Genomic DNA, 21,669 nt, shown 5'->3' with positions numbered 1-21,669 from the left:
CACCGGATCAGAGCCGGTGCGGCTTGTTGCGCCGGCGCAGGTACAGGGCCGTTCCGAGCAGACCCGATCCGACCAGCGTGCCGCCCGCCACCAGCGTGACGGTGCCGTAGTCCGTCGAGGACCCGCCGACCCCGCCCATGACGCCGCGGGACGGTGAGGCCGAGGGGGTCACGGACCGCGAGGGGGAGGGGGCGGTGGACACCACGACGGACTGCGTGCCGGCGGTGGTGCCGTCCGAGCAGATCACGATCACGGTGTACGTGCCCGGGGTGACGCTCGACCAAGCGGCGGACTGGCTCGTGGACGTCCCCGACAGCGTCACCTGGCGGCCCTGGGCGAAGCTGCCCTGGCTGCTGGTGAGGAGCGAGGCGGTGCCCCAGCTGCCGGTGATCTGCGTGCACGAGCTGGTCGTGACCGACACCGTGGACCCCGTGGTGCTCACGGAGATTCCCGGGCCCGCGGCAGCGGCCGAGGCCAGGGCGAGGGGCAGCGCGGCGGCGACTGCCACGGTCAGGCCGGAGCGGAGAACTGACGATGAGTTGCGCATGTGGACTGCCCTCCGGCGGCACGGTTGGCGGTACATCCCTTGCGCCGCCGAGGGTCGGGGAACGCCCGTGCTGCCTCGGGGCCAGCCAAGGCGCCCTGGGCCTTCGCCGCACTCCGAGCGCCCCCGAGCAGGTGACGGGTTCCCGCTTCCGGCCGTACCGAGGGGTACGTCAGCGCCCCGCGCCCGTCGTCACCGCCCGCTCCGCCGAGAATCCTCCCCAGGTGCCGTCCGGCAGCATCGCCCGGACGCGGACCCGGTGGGTGACACCGGCCTTCCGCCCCACGTAGAAGCTGTACGCGGCCCGGTCGCGCGGTGCGCTGCCGCCGTACACCAGGGACGTGGCGGGCCGGCCGTCCAGATGGATCTGGTACTCGGCGATCTCACCGTCCACGCGGGGCGGCACCCAGCTCAGGTCGACGTGGTACGCCCCGTCCTCGCGGTGGCTCGTCGCCCGGAAGCCGGTGGGGGCCGTGGCGCGTCCGTCGCCCGTGCCCGGGGTGGCGAGGCGGACGGTGGGGCTGGCGGGGGAGACGTTGCCCGCCGCGTCCCGGGCCCGGACGGTGAACGCGTAGTCCGTGGCGGGCCGCAGCCCCGTGAGCACGGTGGCCGTGTGGCCCCCGCCCACGCTGTGGATCTTCGTGTCCCCCTGGTGGATGTCGTACGAGACCACGCCCCGGTCGTCCGCCGAGGCGGACCAGGACAGCTGGACGGCCCGGCTTCCGGCCGCCCGGCCTTCGGGCGCCGCCGGGCGGGTCGGCGCGGAGCGGTCGTCGGCGACGGCCGCGGGCGTCTTCGCCCGCACCGGGCGGCTCGGCGGCCCCAGCCGCCCGTCGGCGCCGCGCGCCCGTACGGAGAAGGCGTACTGCGTCGAGGGCCGCAGCCTGGTGACATCCACCATGTGCTTCGAACCCGGCACCTCGGTGACCTTCGTGGTGCCGCGATACACCTCGTAGACCTGCGCCCCGGCGATCGCGTTCCACATGACGTGCACACTCGTCGCGCTGCCCGCCGCGGCGGTGACACCCGTGGGCGCACCGGGCACGGCACCGGCATCCCCTGCTCCCGCTCCGGCCCAGCCGCAGGAGGCGACCAGGGCGAGGGCGCCGCAGAGCGCCAGGTTGCGCAGGAGGGACGAGGGCGCGGCGGAACGGCTTCGCACGGCACTGCCTCCCCGGGGTGGCACACGGGAATGGTCCGTACCAATATGACGCTGTTGGCGCGCTCACATCAAGAGGACGTCACCCGTGGCGAGGAAGCCGCCCCCGGAAGAGAGCGTCACCCCCGCCGGACGCGACCACCCGGGAGAGTTACGTATGCTGAAGGTCCTCGCGGCCGAACTCCTGGCGGACACCAGGGAGTTCGGGCCTGTTGCGCGGACAGCTGTCGTCGCAGATCCCGCGCCGGCGCAGGCGGCCGGGCGGCCGGAGCCTCACACGGACTCAGGCCCCCGGCCCCTGTCGGGGATTGGGGCCGTGCACCGTCCGGCCCCCCAACGGTGGCCGGGTGATCGCCCCGGGCCCAGATTGGGCTGAGTGCCCGTCAGGTCCCCCACGAGAGGCTCCCGTATCGTGCGTGTCCAGTCGCTCACCCTGGCCGCGGCCAGCGCCGCCCTGCTCGCCCCGACGACACCGCCCGCCGCGCAACCCCACCCCGCGGTATGGCGCGAGAGCACCGTCAGCGCCGCCGAGCTGCTCGCCAAGGTGCGGGACTGCGCTCCCGTCTCGCGCGGCCGCTACCGCAGCGACAACGGAGCCCCTGCCGACATCCCGGTCTGCGGCACCCGCGACGCCGTGTTCTGGAAGGCCGACATGGACATCGACTGCGACGGCCGCCCCGGACCCCGCTGCAACAGCAGCACCGACCCGTACTTCGCCGCGAGCACGGCCTACGCCCAGTCCGACGGCCGCCCGTTGAGTGCCGAACGCCTGCCCTTCATCGTCGTACCCGCGCCGAGCAGCCTCTGGGACTACCGGGACCACGGTGTCGGCGGCGGTTCGGTGGTGGCGGTCGTCTACCGCGACCGGGTGCAGTACGCGGTCGTCGGCGACACCGGCCCGCAGGGCATCATCGGAGAGGCGTCCTACGCGACCGCCAAGGCCCTCGGCATCCGCGCCGACCCGCGCGGCGGCGGCGCGCCCTCCGGCGTCACCTACATCGTCTTCAAGAACACCAAGGTTTCGCCCATCGAGGATCACGCGGCGGCCGTGACGGAGGGGGAGCGGATGGCGAGGCGGTTCGCCGACGGGAGCGGGGCGATCGGGAGCTGAGCGGCTGACGGCGTGTCGCGGTCACGACCGCGGCCCGGGCACACCGCCGTCCGGGCGTGCCCGGGCCGCAGCCGTCGATCACACCTTCCGGTAGGTGTCTCAGACCTTCCGGTAGGTGTACGCCTCCGTGGCGGCCGCCTCCACCGCCGCCAGGTCCGCTCCGGTGGACGCCGTGACGACCGCGGCGACGGCACCCTCCACGAAGGGCGCGTCCACCAGGCGGGTCCGCTCCGGAAGTTCGTCGCCCTCCGCGAGCAGCGCCTTCACCGTGAGCACCGCGCTGCCCAGGTCGGTCAGGACGGCGACCCCGGCGCCGCGGTCGACGGACGCGGCCGCCGCGGCGATCAGTTCCGAACTCGTACCCAGCCCGCCGCCCTCGGTGCCGCCCGCCGGAGCGACGGGCACCACCGGGCCACCGCCGGCGAGCCCCTTCGCCAGCTCCGCGACGGACGCGGCCACCTCCGCGCTGTGCGACACCAGCACGATTCCCACCAGCTGCTCGTCACTCACCGGCGGCCTCCGCGAGTGCGGCGATCAGCAGCGCCGCCGATGTGGCGCCCGGGTCCTGGTGGCCGATGCTGCGCTCGCCCACGTAGCTCGCCCGGCCCTTGCGGGCCTGCAGGGGCGTCGTCGCCACGGCGCCCTCCTCGGCGGCGGTCCGGGCCGCCGCGAACGAGTCACCGAGCGCGTCCACCGCGGGCACCAGCGCGTCGATCATGGTCGCGTCGCCCGGGGCGGCACCGCCGAGCGTCATCACCGCGTCCACCCCGGTCCGCAGCGCCTCGGTCAGCTGCTCCGCACCGACCTCGCCGGCATCGCCGAGCGCCTTGCCGGTGCGGCGCAGCAACGTCCCGTACAGCGGCCCCGAGGCGCCGCCGACCGTCGAGATCAGCTGGCGTCCGGCCAGCGTCAGGACGGCGCCGGGCGTGCCTGGAGCCTCCTTCTCCAGAACGGCCACGACGGCCGTGAACCCGCGCTGGAGGTTGCTGCCGTGATCGGCGTCCCCGATGGGGGAGTCGAGGGCGGTGAGCCGTTCCGCCTCGCGGTCGACGGACGCGGCGGTGGCCGTCATCCAACGGCGGAAGAAGTCGGCGTCGAGCACTGGATCTCCTTGCCTGGTAGGTACGTGGTGATCCTCTACCCTCTGTGTGTCACACGCCCCAGCGCAGACCCGGGGTCTTCACCGGCGCGTCGTACAGCCGCAGCAGCTCGTCGTCGACCTGGCACAGGGTGAGCGAGGCGCCCGCCATGTCCAGGGAGGTGACGTAGTTGCCCACGAGGACGCGGGCCACGGGGACGCCGCGCTGGGCGAGCACCCGGTGCACCTCGGCGTTGAAGCCGTACAGCTCCAGCAGGGGCGTCGCACCCATGCCGTTGACCAGGACCAGCACCGGATTGCGCGGCTGCAGGTCCTCCACCACCGCCTCGACGGCCGCCTCGGCGATCTCGCCGGAGGTCATCATGGCGCGCCGCTCCCGGCCCGGCTCGCCGTGGATGCCGATCCCCAACTCCAGCTCCCCGGGCGGCAGATCGAAGGTCGGGCTGCCCTTGGCGGGGGTGCTGCAGGCGCTCAGCGCGATCCCGAAACTGCGGGAGCCCTCGTTCACCTGCCGGGCGATGGCCTCGACCCGCTCCAGAGGCATGCCCTCGGCAGCGGCGGCGCCCGCGATCTTCTCCACGAACAGGGTCGCGCCCGTGCCGCGCCGCCCGGCCGTGTAGAGGCTGTCGGTCACCGCCACGTCATCGTTGACCAGCACCTTCGCGACCTGGATGCCCTCGTCCTCGGCCATCTCGGCGGCCATGTCGAAGTTGAGCACGTCACCGGTGTAGTTCTTCACGATGAACAGCACGCCGGCCCCGCTGTCCACGGCGGCGGCCGCGCGCAGCATCTGGTCGGGCACGGGGGAGGTGAACACCTCGCCCGGACAGGCCGCCGACAGCATGCCGGGACCCACGAAACCACCGTGCAACGGCTCGTGCCCCGAGCCTCCGCCCGAGACCAGTCCCACCTGTCCGGCGACGGGGGCGTCCCGCCGCACGATCACCCGGTTCTCCACGTCCACGGTCAGCTCCGGGTGGGCAGCCGCCAGACCGCGCAGCGCGTCCGCGACCACGGTCTCCGGGACGTTGATCAGCATCTTCATGGGTATCTCCTAGCGGGCTTAGCAGGTGAGCTCTTGACCTGCGTTTTTGCTGGCAGAAGGCGTTTCTTCAGTCGTCGGTCTTGGCGGTCCACGGCGGTCGGAAGCGGGTTCTGGCGGTACTGATGCTGACTTAACGCTGACGTTGGTAACGGTGCGTCAGGTGGCTGGCTGCGGGTCGGATGCGTGTCAGCGAGAGCCTCATGTCTGCAGTATCGACCTTGCGCTTGCGAAGGTCACGTGGGGCCGTACTCGGGCGTGCTGCGACAGGTCGATCTTGGTGAAAGATCACCAACGTGACCTCGCTTGCCAGTGGTCCGCGGCCGGGGTGCTGCAAGGGGTCACGCATGCGCAGGCCCGTGGCGGTGGTGATGCCCTGACCTCGCAGCGAGTCCGTTCAGGGCACTGGTGGCGTCTCGGTGAGGCCGGGCTACGACTGCCTACCGGGCTGGTCGTCGGCAGCCTCGCGGCCCTTCTGGGCGCCTGTGCTGCGCTGCCGCGAGGACGTCCTGTGATGGGGGAACTTCCCTCCGTCCGGGCGCCTGCTTGCGTTTATGACCACCGATGTCCGTGGCGGGGCGTCCGGGCTGGTCCGGTGACAGCCATTGCGTCGTGATTCCTTGCTCACATCGCGTTGCAACTTCCCGTTCTTCCAGGTTGTTCACGTCCTCGGGCCTGGCGGCTTCGGCACCCGTCTGTCCGGGGCGCGGCGGCCTCTTTGCGGACCGGTGCAGTCCGCGGCCTTCCCTGCCGTGCCGGCGTTGGGCCGCGTCAGCCTCCGGCGTGGATTCTGCCTGCGTTGCGGCGGTGGCGGGTCGCCTGATGCGGGTGCCGGTTCACGTGATGCCGATGAGGGCGAGGGCTGCGACCGGTGCCAGCAGCATCCACTGCGGGAGTTGCAGCAGCGGGCGTGGCCAGTCGGCGGTCAGGGTGACGATGAGGAACAGTGCGGCGTATGCGAGGTACTGCGCGGCGATGAACAGCACGAGTGCCGTGCTGGGCGCGGCGGCGAAGGCGAGGGCCAGCAGGGCGATGGAGCTGATCAGCAGGTCGGCGGTGACCATGTGCCACACGACGTGCAGCGTGCGCTTGGGCTCGGCGGCCACCGCACTGCCCAGCAGCGGGCGGACGACCGACCGGCCCCCGGCGGTGGCGTGGACCAGGGCGGTCGCCGCAGCGATGCCGCCCGCGGTGAGCAGCCAGCCGTTCACCGGGCCTCGATTCCTTTGACGATCATCGCGGCGATGCGCCGGGCCAGATCCGGAGCGGGGCGTTCGCCGGTGATCCCCAAGTGGAAGAAGACCGCCCCGGCCAGGGTGTCCAGCACGAGGTCGACCGGCAGGTTCGCGCTGGTCTCCCCGCGCTGCCCGGCCCGGTCGAACACCGCGACGAGTCGTTCCTTGGCCGGCTGGAGGAACCGGGTGCGGATGGTCGCGCGCAGGTGCGGTGCGGCGGCGAAGTCGGCGAGCAGGCCGGGCAGGGCCGCCGCGGCCGCCGGTGCCGAGAACTCCTCGACCAGCGACTGGACCAGTGCGGTCAGGTCGCCTTCCAGTGTCCCGGTGTCCGGCAGGTCCGCTGTCTCGGCGGCGGTGAAGACGGCCTCGTAGACCAGTTCCGGCTTGCCGGACCAGCGGCGGTAGATGGTGTCCTTGCCGACACCCGCTCGCGCGGCGACCGCGCCGATGGACGTCGCCGCGTAGCCGCCTTCAGCGACCAGTTCGGCAGCCGCCTGGATGATCGCGGCCCCGGACCGCTCGTCTCTGGGGCGCCCTCGCCCGGCAGGGGAAGAAGTCATGCTCCAGAATTACCATACAGGTCGTCCCGTATGGAATATGGGAGACGATCAGAAGTCAGAAGCCAAGACGGAGCGCGGCCAGCGCCGCGGATACGGCCAACTCGTCGCGTCTGTGCCGGAGAGGCGGAGCAACGTCCAGTCCGTCACCGGAGGCCTGGCAGCGGCCACCGCACGTCAGGAGACACCGTTCTCCAGCTCACCGACCTACCCGGCGACGTCAGCCGCCGGCTTCCGCTGAACGCGGCCCAGGCACCGGTGGCACTGGACACGACGAGTACGGCAACCCGTACCGGCCAGGCAGCGCCCCGGTACGGCTGGCTCGGTGAGAAGCAGCGCTCGGCCGAGACCCGGACCGGTCTCACGACGACGGTGTCCGCCTCCACGACCCCACCCGTGGGTGGGCGCTTCCTGCAGACAGACCGGTGCCCGGCGGTTCCGCCAGCGCCTACGACTACTCCAACGCGGATCCGTGCAACGCCACCGACACCGAGGACATGAGCTCGAAGTGCGGCAAACGCCGGATCAAAAGCGGTACGGATGCGCATCATCGTCAGCCGACAGGGCGGCGGTACCGCGAAGAACGGCTACCCCTACATCGGCTACTACATCAACGTCCGAACCAGGTGAAGCCAGGGACGGGGATCTGGACCTCCGGGGCGGTCATCGTCTCCGGCTTCAACGGACATTCGGCTGACATGTTCTACTCCTGCATGGCCAAGTACTCCGGCGTGCAGGACGGGCGACCCGTACAGGCGTCGGCTGCCCCGCACCTTGAACCGGTGACAGGGGTGGCTTGGCCTCGCCGCGCGTCACCCCCACAGGTCGCCATGAACGCAGGGCCCGTTCGAGGAACTCCGAGAAGACGAGGAAGCAAGAAGATCATGAGACAGCCGATGGTCGACATCGCTGAGACCGCCCTCCGGCTGGGGCACCCGCCAACCGACCGCGCGGCGGCCCGCCCCTTGGTCATCCCCGTCGACACTGTCATCGTCGCTGACGTGTGGATCAGTGGCGATCTCGGGTTCGTCCTGCTCCTGCACCGCAGGGACGACGGTCTCATCGCCGAAGAGCTGTACTACTCCACACGGCGCAGGGACAGAATCTGGGAGCGCCCGGACCACCTCAGTGGGGGCATCGTCGGCACGGAGTTGGGCACATCGGCCATGGCCGAGGACGCGCTGGCCGGGGCTTCCCTGTCCGTCGTGGCCGAATCCGAGTCTCTTGTTCACACCGGGCGTGGCCCAGACGGTGACGAAGGAGAACTCGTACATACCTGGGAGCTTCTGGTGAGCGGTGACGCGGACCTCGTCGAGACCGAGCGCTACTCACCAGCCGCCGCCGGGACACCGGCGATCTCCAGACGGGACGTGGCAGGGCCCTTGATGCTCCTCGTTCTGTTGCCCGGTGAACGAGCGCGTGTTTCCGCTATGCGCAGAGAGAACTCATCGTTCACCCAGTTCGGCAACGTGTTGGACCTGCACAACCCGGAGAGCAGTGACCCGCACTGACTCCGCCACCACGATCCGCCCGTGGGACGGATCTGGCGGTTGCCGACCGCGGTTACGAACCGTCAGGTACGGGACGGTGGCGCTTGCGCGCACCAGATCGTCTTGCCGTTGCCGGTGTGCCGGGTGCCCCACCCCTGGGTGAGCTGGGCAACGAGCAACAGGCCCCGGCCGCCCTCGTCGAAGGCACGGGCCCGGCGCAGGTGCGGAGCGGTGTTGCTGGCGTCGGAGACCTCGCAGATCAGCGAGGTGTCGCGGATCAGTCGCAGTCTGATCGGCGGCTCTCCGTACCGGATGGCGTTGGTGACCAGCTCGCTGACGACCAGTTCGGTGACGAACGCCGCCTCCTTCAGGCCCCAGGCGTCCACCTGGTCGACGGCGAACTTCCTGGCGTGCGGCACCTGAGCGGTGTCGGGCTCGACGTCCCAGTCGGCGACGTGGTGGGGATCCAGCGCGCACGTGCGAGCGAGCAGCAGGGCGGCGTCGTCGGTCCGGCTGTCCAGGAGCATGCCGTCCATCACCGTGTCGCACAGGTCCTCCAGCGAGGTGGCCGAGGGGTTCAGGACCCGCTGCAGTTCGGTGATCCCTTCGTCGACATCGCGCTCGTGGCTCCTCACCAGCCCGTCGGTGTAGAGGGCCAGCAGGCTGCCCTCGGGCAGTTCGAGCTCGGCGGCCTCGAACGGCAGTCCACCGAGGCCGAGCGGCGGCCCCGGATGGGCGGGGACCGGGGGCCGGGTGCCGTCCGGAGAGACGATCAGCGGCAGCGGATGGCCGGCGCTCGCGAACGTGAGGCGGCGGGAGACGGGGTCGTAGACGGTGTACAGACAGGTGGCGCCGGACTCGCCGGTCGGCTGGAAGTGGCCGTCGGGCCGGTGGTCGCCGGCGAGGTGCAGGACCAGGTCGTCCAGGTGGGTCAGGAGCTCGTCGGGCGGCAGGTCGACGTCGGCGAGAGTGCGCACCGCCGTGCGCAGCCTGCCCATGCTGGCCGAGGCGTGCAGACCGTGCCCGACGACATCGCCGACGACCAGGGCGACCCGGGCGCCGGACAGCGGAATGACGTCGAACCAGTCACCGCCCACTTCCGCGCCGGTCCCGCCGGGCAGGTAGCGGGATGCCACCTCGACCGCCTCCTGTTTCGGCAGCCCCTGCGGCAGCAGGCTGCGTTGCAGGGTCAGTGCGGTGGTGCGCTCGCGCGAGTACCGGCGGGCGTTGTCGATGGCGACGGCCGCCTTGGCGGTCAGCTCCTCGGCGAGGATCAGGTCGTCGGCGGTGAACGCCTCGGGCCGGTCGAGGCGGGAGAAGGAGACGACCCCGAGCAGCGCGCCGCGCGCCCGGAGCGGCACGGTGATCCGCCCGGTCAACCCGTCTGCGGCGATGGACCCGTCGATCACCGGGTTGCCCGGTGGCCAGTGGGCCGGGTCGGCGGCGAGTCCGGGCCCGAAGGCCCATTCGCCGCCCTCGCCGGGCTCAGCGGTGAGCTCGACCGTCGACCTGCCGGTGGCCATGCAGCGGGCGCCGACGGAACCGGCAGTGTGCGTGACCGGGGGCGCGGGCCCCGGAGCCCGGTCGGCGTCCGCCTTCGCGCCGTGCTGGGCGGCACGGCTGAGCCTGATCGTCTCCACGGAGGTGAACGCGGACACCGAGGGCGGTTCCTCTCCGCGCAGCACCTCGTCGAAGAGATCCACGCTGACGAGGTCGACGAATCCCGGCACCGGGGTCCTGGCCAGCTCCTGGGCGGTGCCGATCACGTCGAGTGTCCTGCCGATGCCGCCGCTGGCCTCGTTGAGGATGAGCAGGCGTTGCCGGGCCCAGTACTCGGCGCTCATGTCAAAACCCCAGTTGGCGATCGCGCAGACCCTGCCCTGGGCATCCCGGACGGGCCAGATACTGGTGGCCCAGGCATTGGCGTAGTCACTGCCGCGAGGACGGAAGACGGTGATGAGACGCGCGGGCTCGCCCGTCCTCGCCACTTCGGAGAGCTTGTCGGTGTAGGGCTTGTCGTCCCTTTCGGGGAACAGCGTGCGGTCGAATTCGGGAAGCACCTCGCGGTACTTCCTGCCGAGCACCTCCTCCTCGGAGTGCGCTATCACCCGGCCCGAGGAGGCGTTGATCCACAGGAACCGCAGCTCAGGGTCGTAGACGCCCAGAGCGAAGGGAGACTGCTCGAAGGCCCGGTCGGCGACCACCGGGCGGCGTCCCCAGCGCTGGACGGTCACCGCGTGCCCCATCGCCCGCCCGTCGGGGCCGAACAGCGGGTGAGCGGTCAGCACGGCGTCCACCGTGGAACCGTCCCGGTGCCGCAGGGCTGTGAACCCGGTGGGATCGGGGCCGGTGCCATAGCCCTCGGGGAAGCCGCGGGGCGGGGGATCGACCAGCAGGTCGGCCACGGGGCGGCCGACGGTGTCCTGCGCGGTCCAGCCCAGCAGCAGCCGACCCCCTTCGCTCCAGCCGCTCACCATGCCGTCCGGGTTCACCACGACAACGGCAGTGGGCGCGTCCTGCTTGCCGGCCATCTCCACGCGGCACGCCTCCGTCCGGACAGCGGTCCCCGTCAGGGCTCGTTTCCAGCGGCCGCTTCCAGCCTAGGTCCGCCGTGGCGTCACGGCGCCCCGGGACCGTTGTGCCGGGGCGGTGCGGGGCGATCGAGTACCGCCCCGGGACCGGTGTTCCGGGGCGGTTCGGGGCGACCGAGTACCGTCGAAGCGCTTCGACTCTTCTCGTCCGTTCGACGTCGCGACGCCGCAGCCGACAGTCCGTCGCCGGGTGGGCCGAGTACGGAAATCCCAGGCGCTCCCGAGCCGCCCCGGATCAGTAGCCGTAGATCATCTTGTAAGCGACCTCCGGCAGGAACTGCCCCGCCGAGGAGCCGCTTCCCACGCCGCAGTTGCCGTCGGACTCGCCCGGCACCTTGATCCACAGGAGCATCTCGGCGCCTCCGCCCAGCTGGGTGGGGGTGCCGATACGGCGGCCTGAAGGGTTGCACCACTGGCCGTTGGAGCCGTTGCCGTTGCGGCTGGAGTCCACGACGAACGGCTTGGTGTAGCCGTACCGGGCGCCGAGTTCCCTGTTCACGGCGTTGCCGTACGCGGTGTTCTCGGCCGTGGTCAGGTAGTTGGAGACGTTGAGCGAGAAACCGTGGGCCTGCCGGAGACCCGCTTCGTGAAGGCGCCGGGCCATGGTCGCCGCGCTCGCCCAGGCCGGGTTGCCGGCGTCGAGGTAGACCCAGGTGTTGGGGGCCTGGCGGCTGAACTCGGCGAGCGCTCCGGTCAGCATGCTCTCGCGTTCGTCGATCTGGGCCTGGGTCATGCAGCCGTAGTCCCCGAGGGAGTCCGGTTCGAGGACGACGAGGGCCGGGCGGCCGGCGATCCCGCCCGCGAACTGGGCGATCCAGTTTCTGTAGGCCGACGGCGAGGAGGCTCCGCCCGCGGAGTGCCCACCGCAGTAGTCGCGGTTGTAGATGTTGTAGGCGACGAGCACGGGCAGTTTGTCCCGGGCGTCGGCGGCGCCCACGTACGCGCCGGTGGCGGTGCCGATGGTGCCGCTCCAGGAGCCGAACCAGCGGGCGGTCGGGGTGTTCGCGATCGAGGCGTTGATCGCGGACGCCCGGCCGTCACCGGGGTTGGCGGCGACCCACCGTTTCGCGCTGGAGTCGGGATCCACGTAGAACCCGTTGGTCATGGTCGTCGGGTCCGCCGCGTGGGCGGCCGGGGCGGCGGCGAGTGCCAGCGGCAGGGCAAAAAGCGCTGCCACCAGGGCGAGGAGGCTGCGGGGCATGACGGGTACCTCGGCTTTCTGGCAGGGGTGCGTCCGAAGGTCGGCGGTGAGCCAAGGGGGAGCGCTCCGGGGTGGGTGGGGGGTTGCGTGGTGCGATCGGTGGCCCCGGCGTGGCGTGGACAAGGAACCGCCGGCCGAGCAGTACTTGATGAAGGCTTGATGGGGTCATGACATATCTTTGCGTGGCGGTTCGCGCCTTGCTGCGCACGAGAGGAGCGCCGGTGTCTGGTTCGGGATACCGAACATGCCTCGACTTGCCGAGCACTCTGGATGATAGAAGGACCGTGGGCCCCGTCAATCCTCCTCGCAGGATTCGATTTACAGCTCGAAACATTCGGAGCCTGGTGGTCGAATCGCGGCAGTTCAGTCGCCTGCTCGACAGAGATACCCGTGGTGTCGACGTGGTCGAGCCGCTGTCGGTCATCCGTGACGCCGAGAGTTTCCGAATGGCATGCGAAATTTCGAACCTCTCGGGGCTGTCATGGATGCCGCGCGAGGCGCTGACCTACTCCGTGCCCGCCGCAGACTGGCAGTCGCAGGCCCTGCCCATCGGCAACGGCCGGCTCGGTGTCATGCTCTTCGCCGACCCCTGCGAAGAGCGCATCCAGTTCAACGAACAGAGCCTCTGGGGCGGTGTCAACCACTACGACAACGCCCTGGCGGGCTAGCCGGACAGCGACTTCGACACCGGTATGACCGGCTTCGGCTCGTACCGGAACTTCGGCGACCTCGTCGTCACCTTCGCTCCCCGTGCGACTCCGAAGGTCACAGATCCTGGCGGACGTACAGCAGCAGCTCGTCGGAGGGCGTCGACAGGACGTACGACGGTGACCCGAACACCAAGTGGTGCATCGAGGGGCCGGGTCCGAAGGTGCGGTGGCAGGCCGAGCTCCCGGCCCCGGCCCCGGTCGCGACCTACCGGCTGACGAGCGCCGACGACGTACCGCAGCGCGACCCGCAGGAATGGACCTTCTCCGGTTCCACCGACGGCAAGAGCGCCTGGTACGCGCAACACCTGTACGAACACTGGGCGTTCACCCAGGACCAGAACTACCTCCACACCGTCGCACACCCGATGATCAAGGAGATCTGCCGGTTCTGGGAGAACCATCTCGAGGAACGCGAGGACGGGCTCCTCGTCGCACCCGACGGCTGGTCCCCCGAGCACGGGCCGCGCGAGGACGGCGTCATGTACGACCAGCAGATCACCTGGGACCTGTTCCAGAACTACCTCGGCTGCGAGTCGGTGCTCAAGCGGACCCCGCCTACCGGGCCAGGATCGCGGACCTGCAGGCGCGTCTCGCACCGAACAAGATCGGCAAGTGGGGCCAGTTGCAGGAGTGGCAGGAGGACATCGACAGCCCCACCGACATCCACCGCCACACCTCGCACCTCTTCGCGGTGTACCCGGGCCGTCAGATCACCCCGAGGACACCGGACTTCGCGGCCGCCGCCCTCGTCTCGCTCAGGGCGCGCTGCGGCGAAAAGGAAGGCGTCCCGTTCACGGCCGGGACGGTGTCGGGCGACAGCCGCCGCTCGTGGACCTGGCCCTGGCGGGCGGCCCTCTTCGCCCGCCCGGGCGACGGGCAGCGCGCCGGGATCATGCTGCGCGGCCTGCTGACGTACAACACGCTGCCCAACCTGTTCTGCAACCACCCGCCCTTCCAGACGGACGGCAACTTCGGCATCTCCGGTGCCGTGGCGGAGATGCTCCTCGCAGAGCCACGACGGCGTCATCCACCTGCTGCCCGCCCTGCCGGACGCCTGGAAGGCCAAGGGCTCCTTCACCGGACTCCGCGCACGGGGCGGCTACGAGGTCGGCTGCACCTGGCGGAACGGAAAGGTCACGTCGTACACCGTCACGGCCGACCGGGCCCGGAACCGGAGCAAGGTCACCGTGCGGGTGAACGGCACCGACAGGAAGGTGACGCCGGCGAAGCCCTGACCTCCGGACTCGGAGGAAAAGGCCGTCCCACAGCCTTCCCACGGCTGTCCCGTGCGCCGCGGTCTGCGAGGATCGCGGCGAACGGGCCTCTCCGCCCCCCTGCACGAGTTTCCGGAGGACCGGCGATCCACCACTCCACCGCCCCGGCCCGCACCACGGGCGTCGGGCAGATCATGGCGCCACCGAGCCCGGCCACGGCGGGACCGGGGAACCCCAGGAAGCCCACCGTCCGGCTCGTGGCCGCCGTGAGTGCGGCACTGGCACTGGCCGCCTGCGGTCCGAGCGGCTCCGACGACCGGGGCCCCGGGGACCGCGAGGCCAGGTACAGGCGCGTCGTCGAAGACCCCCACCCGCGCCCCGCCGACGTCATCGAGGCGGCCGGGGCCCCCACGGGAGTGGCCCGCGCGGACGACGGCTCGCTGCTCCTGACCTTCGACGCCGGCAACGTCGAGGACGACGAGGGGCCGGCCGCCTCCGCCTGGCGCATCGTCGGCCCTGACGGCCGTACGGTCGCCGAGCACGCGGAACACGGGGACGCGGAGGAGGTGCGCGCCGAGTTCAAGGGGGTGCCCGGGGGCTTCGTGCGGGTGCCGGCCGGGGAGAGCGCCGACGGAGCGTACGCCCTCGACGTACGAGGCAGACGGCACGCGGTCGACATCACCGGCACCCCGCTGCGCACCCGCCCCGGCGACATCCTGCTCGCCGAACCGGAACCGGCCCTCGTCTACCGCCCCGCCACCCGCACGGTGGCGCCCCCGGCCGGGGTGCCGGACGACGCCGTCCGCCTCGCCGTCGACGAGCGGGGCACCGCCTGGAGCCTGGACCAGTCCCTGACCGAGGCCCCCGACCGGGTCGTACGACAGCGCGACGGCCGCACCCTCGGTTCCACGGCCGTCCCGCGGCCGTACGCGGGCGGCGCCCTCACCGTGCGGGGCGGCACCGCGGCGCTGTCCCTCCTCCAGGGCGACGACGCGCGCGGCCTGTTGGTGACGACGGACGCCGGCGGGCACTGGCGGACCGTGCTCGGCGGCGGTGTTCCCTGGAGGGAACTGAAGCGTGGCCCGGAGTTCCTGGTCCTGGAACTGCTCGCGGACGGGCGGCTGCTCGTCGGCGAGGAGGGCGGCCGCTACTGGCTCGCGGACGACCGCGGCAACAGTGCCTTCCACGAGCTGCGGACCCCTGCGACGTTCACGTCGGTCGCCGTCGCCGGCACCACTCTCTACGGCATCGCCGACGCGACGACGGCGACGTACGACCTGGTGAAGGGCGAAGGCCTGTGGATCTCCCGCGACGGCGGCGGCGAGTGGCGGCGCCATGAGCGGCACGGGCGTCGGAGTCCCGCCGAGGTGGCGAAACCCTCGATGTGATCTCCGGCCGTGTCAGCCGCGGCGTACGAGCATGCTCGCGGAGTTGGCCGGCACGATGGCGCCGGTGCCCGCCCACTCGGCCCACCCCTGGCCGACAGGACACCGGAGGCGACGGCACATCCGACGGACTCCGCGGTCGGCGGCTGACGGAGGACGAGGACCACGCCGACCGGCAGGAACATCAGGGCGGACAGCCCCGCCGCTGCCGCGGAGCCCTGAGCGCCCGGGCTGCGCTGTCCGACGGTGCGGTTCGGCAGGACGTACGACGCCCAGCACACGGCGGCCAGCAGACCCAGCCCCATCCCCACGTGGTCGGCGGACGGCTGGGGCCGCATCAGGACGACGACCCCGCCGCCGTCACCGCACAGCACGCGTCCACGCGGCGACGTGCGGCGGCCGGGGCGATGGTGAGCGGGCCGAGGAACTCCAGCGTCACCGCGAGGCCCAGCCCGATGTGGTCGATGGCGCTGTACAGGGGCAGGTCCATCGTCCCGGACACGACGGCCGGCGACAGCACCGGACACCACTGCCGCCAGGCGAAGGATTGCAGCGGGGCCGGCTCACCGCCCGCCGAGCCCATCGCCGTGCGCCTCGCCTGGTGGCACGACGAGCCCAGCCCCGCCACCCAGCCGGTGATCGAACTCCTCACCGCCCTCTACGCAACGACCGAAGGTGCGCCGGGCCGGTCTGCCGCATCAGGCCCGCAGGGAGCCGGCCGCGATGAGAGGGTCGGTTTCATGTCCACTTCAATGCCCGCTCGCCCGGTCGGTCTGGCCGCCGTGGCGCTCGCCGCCCTGGCGACCCTCACCGCCTGCGGCGACCTGCACGCCCCGGACACCGGGCCGCGGGCGGCCGCCCGGCCGTCCGGCGCGTCCTCGCCCAGTGCCTCGGGAGCCTCGCCGTACGTGGAGCCGGGCGCCGGTGACCGGGCGCCGCACTACAACGAGAACAACGCCTACCGCCGGGCCGGTGAGATGGCTCCCGCCCACGCCGCGGACGCCGAACGGGAGGCCGCCCGCATCCGGCCGGTGCTCAAGCGGCTGTGGGAGCAGCGCAGGTGGAACCCCGCGACCGTCCGGACGGCCCTGCTCCGGCTCGGCTACGAGGAGGAGCGGGTGGCGAAGGACGGCAAGCGCCTCGGCGGCACGCTCACCGTCACGGGACTGCCCTCGCACTGGGAGGGCGACGGCCCGGTCACGCCCGAGGGATCGCGTGTCGCCCTGCGCGTGCACGACGACGCCTGCGTCACGGCCTTCCTGCAGAAGTCGAACTTCGCGGTGTCGACCAACGGCCCGTACCCCGAGACCGGCTGCTTCCAGCCGCCGTACGGCCACTGAGGCGCCGGGCGGCGATGTCCGTGGGTGAGGCAGTGGCCGCCGGGGTACTCGCCGACGCATGATCAGGCGCGCACTGTGGCAAGGGCTGCTCGCCGGTACGGCCGGAGGCGTCGTGATGACCCTCGGCGAGAAGATCGAACAGGTCGTGACCGGCCGCCCCGACTCCCATGTGCCCGCCCGCGTCCTCCAGCGTCTGACGGGCCTGCCCGAACGCCCCGGCACTCAGTCGCCGCCCCTCAACCGGGCCATGCACTTCGGCCAGGCCGCCCTTCTCGGCGTGCTCCGCTCGGTCATGGCCCAGTCGGGTCTGCGCGGCCCGGTCGCGTCCGCCAAGTTCACCGTCGTGCGACTCACCAACGACCAGATCCTGGAGAACGCCACCGGAGTCGGCGCTCCGCCCACCACCTGGCCCCGCGCGGAACTCGCCGTGGACGTCCTGCACAAGGCCGTCTACGGCTTCGTCACCGGTGCCGTGGCCGACGCCTTGGCCGCCCGGAACGGCCCCGGCCCCGGCCAGCGCAATGCCGCTCGCCGCCCGGGCCGCCACGCCGACGCCGGGCCCCTTCCCCGCCGGGAGGGGCACAGCCGCTGATCCGGCACGTCAGCGGATGAACACACCCGCCACTGCGCCCGCCCCGGCGGCACAGGCCAGCACCGCGCACGCACCGGCCGCGTGACGCCGCAGCAGGACCCCCCGGAGCTCGGCGTAGCGGCTCTCGTACTCCTGCCGCAGCTCTGCGGCCCGTCGCACGGTGCCGAGCATCAGCTGCCGGGTGACGTCGAGCCGCCGGTGGACGTAGAAGGCGGTGAGTTCCTCGGCCTGGGCCGTGGTCAGCCACGGCATCAGGGCGCAGAGTTCCTCGGCCTCGTGCTGCGCCTGGTGACGGTGGGCGTGGGCGAGGAGGTAGCCCTCGGTCTCGTCGGCCAGGACGCTGCTCGGCTCACCGGCCGGTGTCCCGCGCCTGCCGCGTCTCACCGCCGGTCGCCCTTGTGCCCCTCGGCGTCGAGCACATCGCGCCGCCCGGTGTTCTCCGCCTCGTCGAAACTCGCCACGTCCGGGTGACGCAGGTCGAAGGCGGGGGACTCGGAGCGGATCTTGGGCAGGGTGAGGAAGTTGTGGCGGGGCGGCGGGCAGGACGTGGCCCATTCCAGGGAGCGACCGTAGCCCCATGGGTCGTCGACCTCGACCTTCTCGCCCTTCTTCGCGGTCCGCCACACGTTGTAGAGGAAGGGCAGGGTCGACAGGCCGAGCAGGAACGCGCCGATCGAGGAGAGGGTGTTGAGGGCGGTGAAACCGTCGGCGGCCAGGTAGTCGGCGTAGCGGCGGGGCATGCCCTCGGCGCCGAGCCAGTGCTGCACCAGGAACGTGGTGTGGAAACCGACGAACAGCGTCCAGAAGTGGATCTTCTCCAGACGCTCGTCGAGCATCGTGCCGGTCATCTTCGGCCACCAGAAGCTGAATCCGCCGAACATCGCGAACACGATGGTGCCGAACAGCACGTAGTGGAAGTGGGCGATCACGAAGTAGCTGTCGGTCACGTGCCAGTCGAGCGGCGGGGAGCCCAGGATGACGCCGGTCAGGCCGCCGAAGAGGAAGGTGACCAGGAAGCCGAGCGCCCAGAGCATGGGTGGCTCGAACGACAGAGAGCCCCGCCACATGGTGCCGATCCAGTTGAAGAACTTCACGCCCGTCGGCACGGCGATCAGGTACGTCATGAAGGAGAAGAACGGCAGCAGTACCGCGCCGGTGGCGAACATGTGGTGCGCCCACACCGTCACCGACAGCCCGGCGATGGAGATGGTGGCGCCGACCAGACCGGTGTAGCCGAAGATCGGCTTACGGGCGAAGACGGGGATGATCTCGGTGATCACCCCGAAGAACGGCAGCGCCAGGATGTACACCTCGGGGTGGCCGAAGAACCAGAACAGGTGCTGCCACAGGACCGCGCCCCCGTTCTCGGCGTTGAACACCTGGGCCCCGAAGCGCCGGTCCGCCTCCAGCACGAGCAGCGCGGCGGCCAGCACCGGGAAGGCCAGCAGTACCAGCACCGAGGTGAGCAGCACGTTCCAGGTGAAGATGGGCATCCGGAACATGGTCATGCCCGGGGCGCGCATACAGATGATGGTGGTGATGAAGTTGACCGAGCCGAGGATCGTGCCGAAGCCGGACAGCGCCAGCCCCATGATCCACAGGTCGCCGCCGACCTGGGGGGTGCGCTCCCCGCCGCTGAGCGGGGTGTACGCGGTCCAGCCGAAGTCGGCGGAGCCCTGCGGGGTGAGGAGGCTGCCGAGCACGATCAGTCCGCCGAAGAGGAACAGCCAGTACGAGAGCATGTTCAGCCGCGGGAAGGCCACGTCGGGCGAGCCGATCTGCAGCGGCATCACCGCGTTGGCGAAACCGGCGAAGGTGGGCGTCGCGAACAGCAGCAGCATGATCGTGCCGTGCATGGTGAACGCCTGGTTGTACTGCTCGCTGGAGACGATCTGCAGCCCGGGCCGGGCCAGCTCGGCCCGGATGAGCATCGCCAGCGCCCCGGCGATCAGGAAGAACCCGAACGACGTGATCAGATACAGGTGCCCGATCTTCTTGTGATCGGTGGTCGTCAGCCAGGAGACGACCACCTTCCCTCGGCCGCGGCGCTCCACCGCGGGCACGGGCGCAACCGGTTCAGTGTGTGTCGCCATCAGTTCCTCGATCGCCAGCAACGGTGCACGGACGGCCATCCGCCCGGAGGAACCTATTCCGTCCGGTCCGTCACCCTTGTCTGTCGCCGAGTGTCCCTGGGCCGAATGGCGGAGTGATCCATTCGACCGAGCGGTGGAGTCAACGCCGTCTGCGCACGATGGCGGCGACCGCGACGGAAACGAGGAGGCCGGTGAGTCCGGTGAGAAGCCTCTTCAGCATGGCGGAAGGGAGGACCGGTCCGAGCCCGTCACGCATCCGGTCGTAGAGACTGAGCGGCACACCCAGCAGCGCGTTGCCGGGCGGGCGTCGCGGGACGATCGCGTGGGGGTGCGTGGGCGCGGTCCTGCGCACCGTCTCCCACGCGGTGCCGAGCCGGCGCAACTGGGCGTCGTCCAGGGCTTCTTGCAGCTTGGGGAGGACCAGGTCCTCTTCGTCCCGGATGTCCTGGCGGATCAGGGCGAAGACGCGCTCCACCTTCTCCTCGCGCTCCGGGTCGCCCGGGCTCAGGCGCTCGATGCCGGCGACGAGATCATTGATCTGCTGATGTTCCTCCTCGACCCGTGAGGTCAGTTCCTCGCCGTGCGTGACCGAGCGCCGCACGGCCGGCCACAGGACGGTCTCCTCCGCGAAGGCGTGGCTGAAGACGAGCTGGGCGAGTTCCTTGAGGACCCGCTCGCGCTCCTCACTGTCCGCGAAGGCCCGGTACCGCTCCATCAGCCGGTCCAGCTCTGCGTGATCACGCCTCTGCCGCGCGAGGACGCTGCTCGGACCGCCCAGTTGCTCCACCGTCTGCTCTTCGATCGTCCCGGGCATGGGCCGCTCCCTTCGGCAAGCCGGTGATGACTCCGGCACCGTGTCGGCGGCGGCCGGCGGGCCGCCCGTGCGCGAGTACCCCGGCCCGTCGGCAGGCGGCGCCACAGCGGCGTCCTTTTCCGGGTAAGCGGTTTCTATGTCTGTGTCACGTTTTGTTCCGGTGTGAGCGCGGCACTCGGTAACCCACGGGCGGGCCCCCGAAGGTGGTCACCGCTGCGTGCGGCGCGCCTTCCGTGCGCCGGGATCCGGCCCGGCCACCGGGCGGAACAGAGGGTGTCGATGACGACGATCGGCGTGGAAGAGGAGTACCTGCTGCTCGACCCGGTCACGGGCCTGCCGGTACCTCAGGCGGACAAGGTGCGCGCCGCCGCTGGGGTGGGGCATCTCGTGACCGACCAGGAGGTGCAGTACGAGCTGCTCCAGGCGCAGGTCGAGGTGGCCACCCCGGTCTGCGCCACCCTGGAGGAGGTCGGCGGCCACCTGCTGCGGCTGCGGCACGCCGTCGGTGTGGCCGCGGAGGAGCACGGCTGCCGGATCGGGGTCTGCGGAACCCCACCCCTGCGGCACGGCCGCCCCATCGCCGTCACCGACCAGGCCCGGTACCGGGCCATGGTCACCCAGGCCCCGCAACTGGTGGCGGAGCAACTGGTCAACGGCACGCACGTGCACGTCGCCGTACCCGACCGGGAGGCGGGCGTGCAGGTCCTGAACCGGATCCGCTACCGGCTGCCGACGCTGACGGCCATGGCCGCGAACTCCCCGCTCTGGGACGGCCACGACACCGGCTTCGCCAGCTGGCGCACGGTGATCTTCAGCCGGTGGCCGGTCAGCGGTATGCCCCCGCACTTCGAGGACGCCGCGGACTACGACCGGCGCGTGGAACGGCTGCAGGAGGCCGGCCTGATCTCCGACACCGGTCAGCTCTACTGGCAGGCCCGGCTCTCGGCCACCTACCCCACCATCGAGGTGCGGTGCCCGGACGTCCAGCTGCGGGCGGACGAGGCGGTCATGCTCGCCGCGATCATCCGGGCCCTCGTGGAGACCTCACTGGCGGAAGCGGCCGCCGGTACGCCCCTGCCCGACTGCGCGCCCGAACTGCTGCAGGCCGCCATGTGGCACGCCGCCCGCCACGGGCTCGGCGACACCCTGATCGACCCCGACGGCACACCGCACCGCGCCGGCGACGTGCTCTACGAGTTCCTGCGGCATGTAGCCCCCGCCCTCGACGCATCCGGCGACACCCGTCAGGTCACCTCCCTGATCCACCGGCTGCTGCAGGACGGCACCGGCGCGGACCGGCAGCGCGCCGCCCTCGCCCACGGCGGTCTGCGCGCGGTCACCGAGCTGATCAGCGCGCAGAGCACGATGCCGTGACGCCGCGGAACGACTCCTCGGGCCGCCGCGCGAACGCCGCGGGGATGCGCGCCCCGTCTCTGAGACGCCGTCTCGCGGGTAGCCGCCCGGTGCGGCGATCTGCACGGCGATCCCGCGC

At 71.4% G+C, this 21,669-nt stretch carries 20 protein-coding genes and 3 pseudogenes; 10 read left to right on the top strand and 13 right to left on the bottom strand.

All coding sequences use genetic code 11. The annotated features are described in order from the left end of the window. Nucleotides 1-7: 7 nt before the first annotated feature. Together A4E84_RS03460 and A4E84_RS03455 are read right to left on the bottom strand one after the other, a co-directional pair. Nucleotides 8-547, bottom strand: coding sequence for a hypothetical protein (locus A4E84_RS03460; protein WP_062925116.1), 540 nt, complete (start codon nucleotides 545-547; stop codon nucleotides 8-10). A 169-nt stretch (nucleotides 548-716) separates the two neighbouring features. Continuing rightward, nucleotides 717-1,706 (bottom strand): fibronectin type III domain-containing protein, encoded by a 990-nt coding sequence (locus A4E84_RS03455; RefSeq protein WP_062925115.1) that lies wholly within the window; start codon nucleotides 1,704-1,706, stop codon nucleotides 717-719. 409 nt (nucleotides 1,707-2,115) lie between these two features. On the opposite strand from A4E84_RS03455, the gene A4E84_RS03450 reads away from it, so the two are divergent. Then, on the top strand, nucleotides 2,116-2,814 hold the full coding sequence (locus A4E84_RS03450; protein ID WP_062925114.1) for a glycoside hydrolase family 75 protein: 699 nt from the start codon (nucleotides 2,116-2,118) through the stop codon (nucleotides 2,812-2,814). Between the two features lie 99 nt (nucleotides 2,815-2,913). Here the strand turns inward: A4E84_RS03450 and A4E84_RS03445 are convergent, their stop codons facing one another. The 5 genes from A4E84_RS03445 to A4E84_RS03425 all read right to left on the bottom strand — a co-directional run bounded on the left by A4E84_RS03445 (nucleotide 2,914) and on the right by A4E84_RS03425 (nucleotide 6,750). Continuing rightward, nucleotides 2,914-3,324: a PTS-dependent dihydroxyacetone kinase phosphotransferase subunit DhaM gene (locus A4E84_RS03445; protein ID WP_062925113.1), complete on the bottom strand. Its 411-nt coding sequence runs from the start codon at nucleotides 3,322-3,324 to the stop codon at nucleotides 2,914-2,916. After that, nucleotides 3,317-3,916 (bottom strand): dihydroxyacetone kinase subunit DhaL, encoded by a 600-nt coding sequence (gene dhaL, locus A4E84_RS03440; RefSeq protein ID WP_062925112.1) that lies wholly within the window; start codon nucleotides 3,914-3,916, stop codon nucleotides 3,317-3,319. Before dhaL ends, A4E84_RS03445 begins: the two co-directional genes overlap by 8 nt. A 49-nt stretch (nucleotides 3,917-3,965) precedes the next feature. Further along, nucleotides 3,966-4,958: a dihydroxyacetone kinase subunit DhaK gene (dhaK, locus tag A4E84_RS03435; protein ID WP_062925111.1), complete on the bottom strand. Its 993-nt coding sequence runs from the start codon at nucleotides 4,956-4,958 to the stop codon at nucleotides 3,966-3,968. Nucleotides 4,959-5,791: 833 nt separating this feature from the next. Beyond that, the gene (locus A4E84_RS03430) at nucleotides 5,792-6,166 is read right to left on the bottom strand and encodes a hypothetical protein (protein ID WP_062925110.1); all 375 of its coding nucleotides are present in this window, start codon (nucleotides 6,164-6,166) and stop codon (nucleotides 5,792-5,794) included. Further along, the gene (locus tag A4E84_RS03425) at nucleotides 6,163-6,750 is read right to left on the bottom strand and encodes a TetR/AcrR family transcriptional regulator (RefSeq protein ID WP_062925109.1); all 588 of its coding nucleotides are present in this window, start codon (nucleotides 6,748-6,750) and stop codon (nucleotides 6,163-6,165) included. The genes A4E84_RS03430 and A4E84_RS03425 overlap by 4 nt, the downstream gene beginning before the upstream one ends. Nucleotides 6,751-7,631: 881 nt before the next feature. Between A4E84_RS03425 and A4E84_RS03415 the strand changes: the two genes are divergently transcribed. Continuing rightward, nucleotides 7,632-8,258 carry a hypothetical protein gene (locus A4E84_RS03415; protein ID WP_062925107.1) on the top strand — a complete coding sequence of 209 codons (627 nt, stop codon included), beginning with the start codon at nucleotides 7,632-7,634 and terminating at the stop codon, nucleotides 8,256-8,258. Nucleotides 8,259-8,320: 62 nt separating this feature from the next. Here the strand turns inward: A4E84_RS03415 and A4E84_RS03410 are convergent, their stop codons facing one another. Both A4E84_RS03410 and A4E84_RS03405 read right to left on the bottom strand, forming a co-directional pair. Next, nucleotides 8,321-10,768: a SpoIIE family protein phosphatase gene (locus A4E84_RS03410; RefSeq protein WP_062931276.1), complete on the bottom strand. Its 2,448-nt coding sequence runs from the start codon at nucleotides 10,766-10,768 to the stop codon at nucleotides 8,321-8,323. Between the two features lie 295 nt (nucleotides 10,769-11,063). Continuing rightward, a complete protein-coding gene (locus A4E84_RS03405; RefSeq protein WP_062925106.1) occupies nucleotides 11,064-12,029 on the bottom strand; it encodes a glycoside hydrolase family 6 protein in 966 nt (321 codons plus the stop codon). Nucleotides 12,030-12,475: 446 nt separating this feature from the next. On the opposite strand from A4E84_RS03405, the gene A4E84_RS45415 reads away from it, so the two are divergent. From A4E84_RS45415 to A4E84_RS03385, 4 genes and pseudogenes are all read left to right on the top strand, one after another. Further along, a complete protein-coding gene (locus A4E84_RS45415) occupies nucleotides 12,476-12,697 on the top strand; it encodes a glycoside hydrolase N-terminal domain-containing protein (protein WP_335340820.1) in 222 nt (73 codons plus the stop codon). 203 nt (nucleotides 12,698-12,900) lie between these two features. Beyond that, nucleotides 12,901-13,682 (top strand): annotated as a pseudogene (locus A4E84_RS45650) (glycosyl hydrolase family 95 catalytic domain-containing protein); the annotation flags it as partial. Between the two features lie 40 nt (nucleotides 13,683-13,722). Further along, nucleotides 13,723-13,974, top strand: coding sequence for a glycoside hydrolase family 95-like protein (locus A4E84_RS45405; protein ID WP_062925103.1), 252 nt, complete (start codon nucleotides 13,723-13,725; stop codon nucleotides 13,972-13,974). A gap of 236 nt (nucleotides 13,975-14,210) precedes the next feature. Further along, nucleotides 14,211-15,341 (top strand): hypothetical protein, encoded by a 1,131-nt coding sequence (locus A4E84_RS03385; RefSeq protein ID WP_237304804.1) that lies wholly within the window; start codon nucleotides 14,211-14,213, stop codon nucleotides 15,339-15,341. Nucleotides 15,342-15,353: 12 nt separating this feature from the next. Here the strand turns inward: A4E84_RS03385 and A4E84_RS03380 are convergent. Beyond that, nucleotides 15,354-15,912, bottom strand: a pseudogene (locus tag A4E84_RS03380) (DMT family transporter); the annotation flags it as partial. Between A4E84_RS03380 and A4E84_RS44230 the strand changes: the two are divergent. The 3 genes and pseudogenes from A4E84_RS44230 to A4E84_RS03370 form a co-directional block, all read left to right on the top strand. After that, a pseudogene (locus A4E84_RS44230) lies at nucleotides 15,911-16,000 on the top strand (LysR family transcriptional regulator); the annotation flags it as partial. The pseudogenes A4E84_RS03380 and A4E84_RS44230 overlap by 2 nt on opposite strands. A 78-nt stretch (nucleotides 16,001-16,078) precedes the next feature. After that, complete coding sequence (locus A4E84_RS03375; protein ID WP_062931275.1) at nucleotides 16,079-16,678, top strand: hypothetical protein; 600 nt, start codon at nucleotides 16,079-16,081, stop codon at nucleotides 16,676-16,678. 58 nt (nucleotides 16,679-16,736) lie between these two features. Beyond that, nucleotides 16,737-17,270 carry a hypothetical protein gene (locus A4E84_RS03370; RefSeq protein ID WP_062925101.1) on the top strand — a complete coding sequence of 178 codons (534 nt, stop codon included), beginning with the start codon at nucleotides 16,737-16,739 and terminating at the stop codon, nucleotides 17,268-17,270. 9 nt (nucleotides 17,271-17,279) lie between these two features. Here the strand turns inward: A4E84_RS03370 and A4E84_RS03365 are convergent, their stop codons facing one another. From A4E84_RS03365 to A4E84_RS03355, 3 genes are all read right to left on the bottom strand, one after another. Then, nucleotides 17,280-17,654 (bottom strand): hypothetical protein, encoded by a 375-nt coding sequence (locus A4E84_RS03365; protein WP_237304802.1) that lies wholly within the window; start codon nucleotides 17,652-17,654, stop codon nucleotides 17,280-17,282. Beyond that, nucleotides 17,651-19,363: an aa3-type cytochrome oxidase subunit I gene (gene ctaD / locus A4E84_RS03360; protein ID WP_107308459.1), complete on the bottom strand. Its 1,713-nt coding sequence runs from the start codon at nucleotides 19,361-19,363 to the stop codon at nucleotides 17,651-17,653. Before ctaD ends, A4E84_RS03365 begins: the two co-directional genes overlap by 4 nt. Before the next feature lie 139 nt (nucleotides 19,364-19,502). Continuing rightward, nucleotides 19,503-20,177, bottom strand: a complete 675-nt coding sequence (locus A4E84_RS03355; protein WP_062925100.1) for a hemerythrin domain-containing protein — start codon at nucleotides 20,175-20,177, stop codon at nucleotides 19,503-19,505. 279 nt (nucleotides 20,178-20,456) lie between these two features. Between A4E84_RS03355 and A4E84_RS03350 the strand changes: the two genes are divergently transcribed. Then, a complete protein-coding gene (locus A4E84_RS03350) occupies nucleotides 20,457-21,551 on the top strand; it encodes a carboxylate-amine ligase (RefSeq protein WP_062925099.1) in 1,095 nt (364 codons plus the stop codon). Nucleotides 21,552-21,669 lie beyond the last annotated feature (118 nt).

The organism is Streptomyces qaidamensis (assembly GCF_001611795.1).
Taxonomy (GTDB): Bacteria; Actinomycetota; Actinomycetes; order Streptomycetales; family Streptomycetaceae; genus Streptomyces; species Streptomyces qaidamensis.
Note: the sequence above shows the minus strand (reverse complement) of the source record. Positions and strands in the feature narration are given on the sequence as shown.

Coding starts and splice junctions, on each gene's coding strand:
- A4E84_RS03415 (WP_062925107.1), top strand. CDS start 7,632: ATGAGACAGCCGATGGTCGACATCGCTGAGACCGCCCTCCGGCTGGGG.
- A4E84_RS03425 (WP_062925109.1), bottom strand. CDS start 6,750: ATGACTTCTTCCCCTGCCGGGCGAGGGCGCCCCAGAGACGAGCGGTCC.
- A4E84_RS03355 (WP_062925100.1), bottom strand. CDS start 20,177: ATGCCCGGGACGATCGAAGAGCAGACGGTGGAGCAACTGGGCGGTCCG.
- A4E84_RS03460 (WP_062925116.1), bottom strand. CDS start 547: ATGCGCAACTCATCGTCAGTTCTCCGCTCCGGCCTGACCGTGGCAGTC.
- dhaK (WP_062925111.1), bottom strand. CDS start 4,958: ATGAAGATGCTGATCAACGTCCCGGAGACCGTGGTCGCGGACGCGCTG.
- ctaD (WP_107308459.1), bottom strand. CDS start 19,363: ATGGCGACACACACTGAACCGGTTGCGCCCGTGCCCGCGGTGGAGCGC.
- A4E84_RS03370 (WP_062925101.1), top strand. CDS start 16,737: ATGATCAGGCGCGCACTGTGGCAAGGGCTGCTCGCCGGTACGGCCGGA.
- A4E84_RS03350 (WP_062925099.1), top strand. CDS start 20,457: ATGACGACGATCGGCGTGGAAGAGGAGTACCTGCTGCTCGACCCGGTC.
- A4E84_RS45415 (WP_335340820.1), top strand. CDS start 12,476: ATGGCATGCGAAATTTCGAACCTCTCGGGGCTGTCATGGATGCCGCGC.
- A4E84_RS03375 (WP_062931275.1), top strand. CDS start 16,079: ATGTCCACTTCAATGCCCGCTCGCCCGGTCGGTCTGGCCGCCGTGGCG.
- A4E84_RS03405 (WP_062925106.1), bottom strand. CDS start 12,029: ATGCCCCGCAGCCTCCTCGCCCTGGTGGCAGCGCTTTTTGCCCTGCCG.
- A4E84_RS03410 (WP_062931276.1), bottom strand. CDS start 10,768: ATGGCCGGCAAGCAGGACGCGCCCACTGCCGTTGTCGTGGTGAACCCG.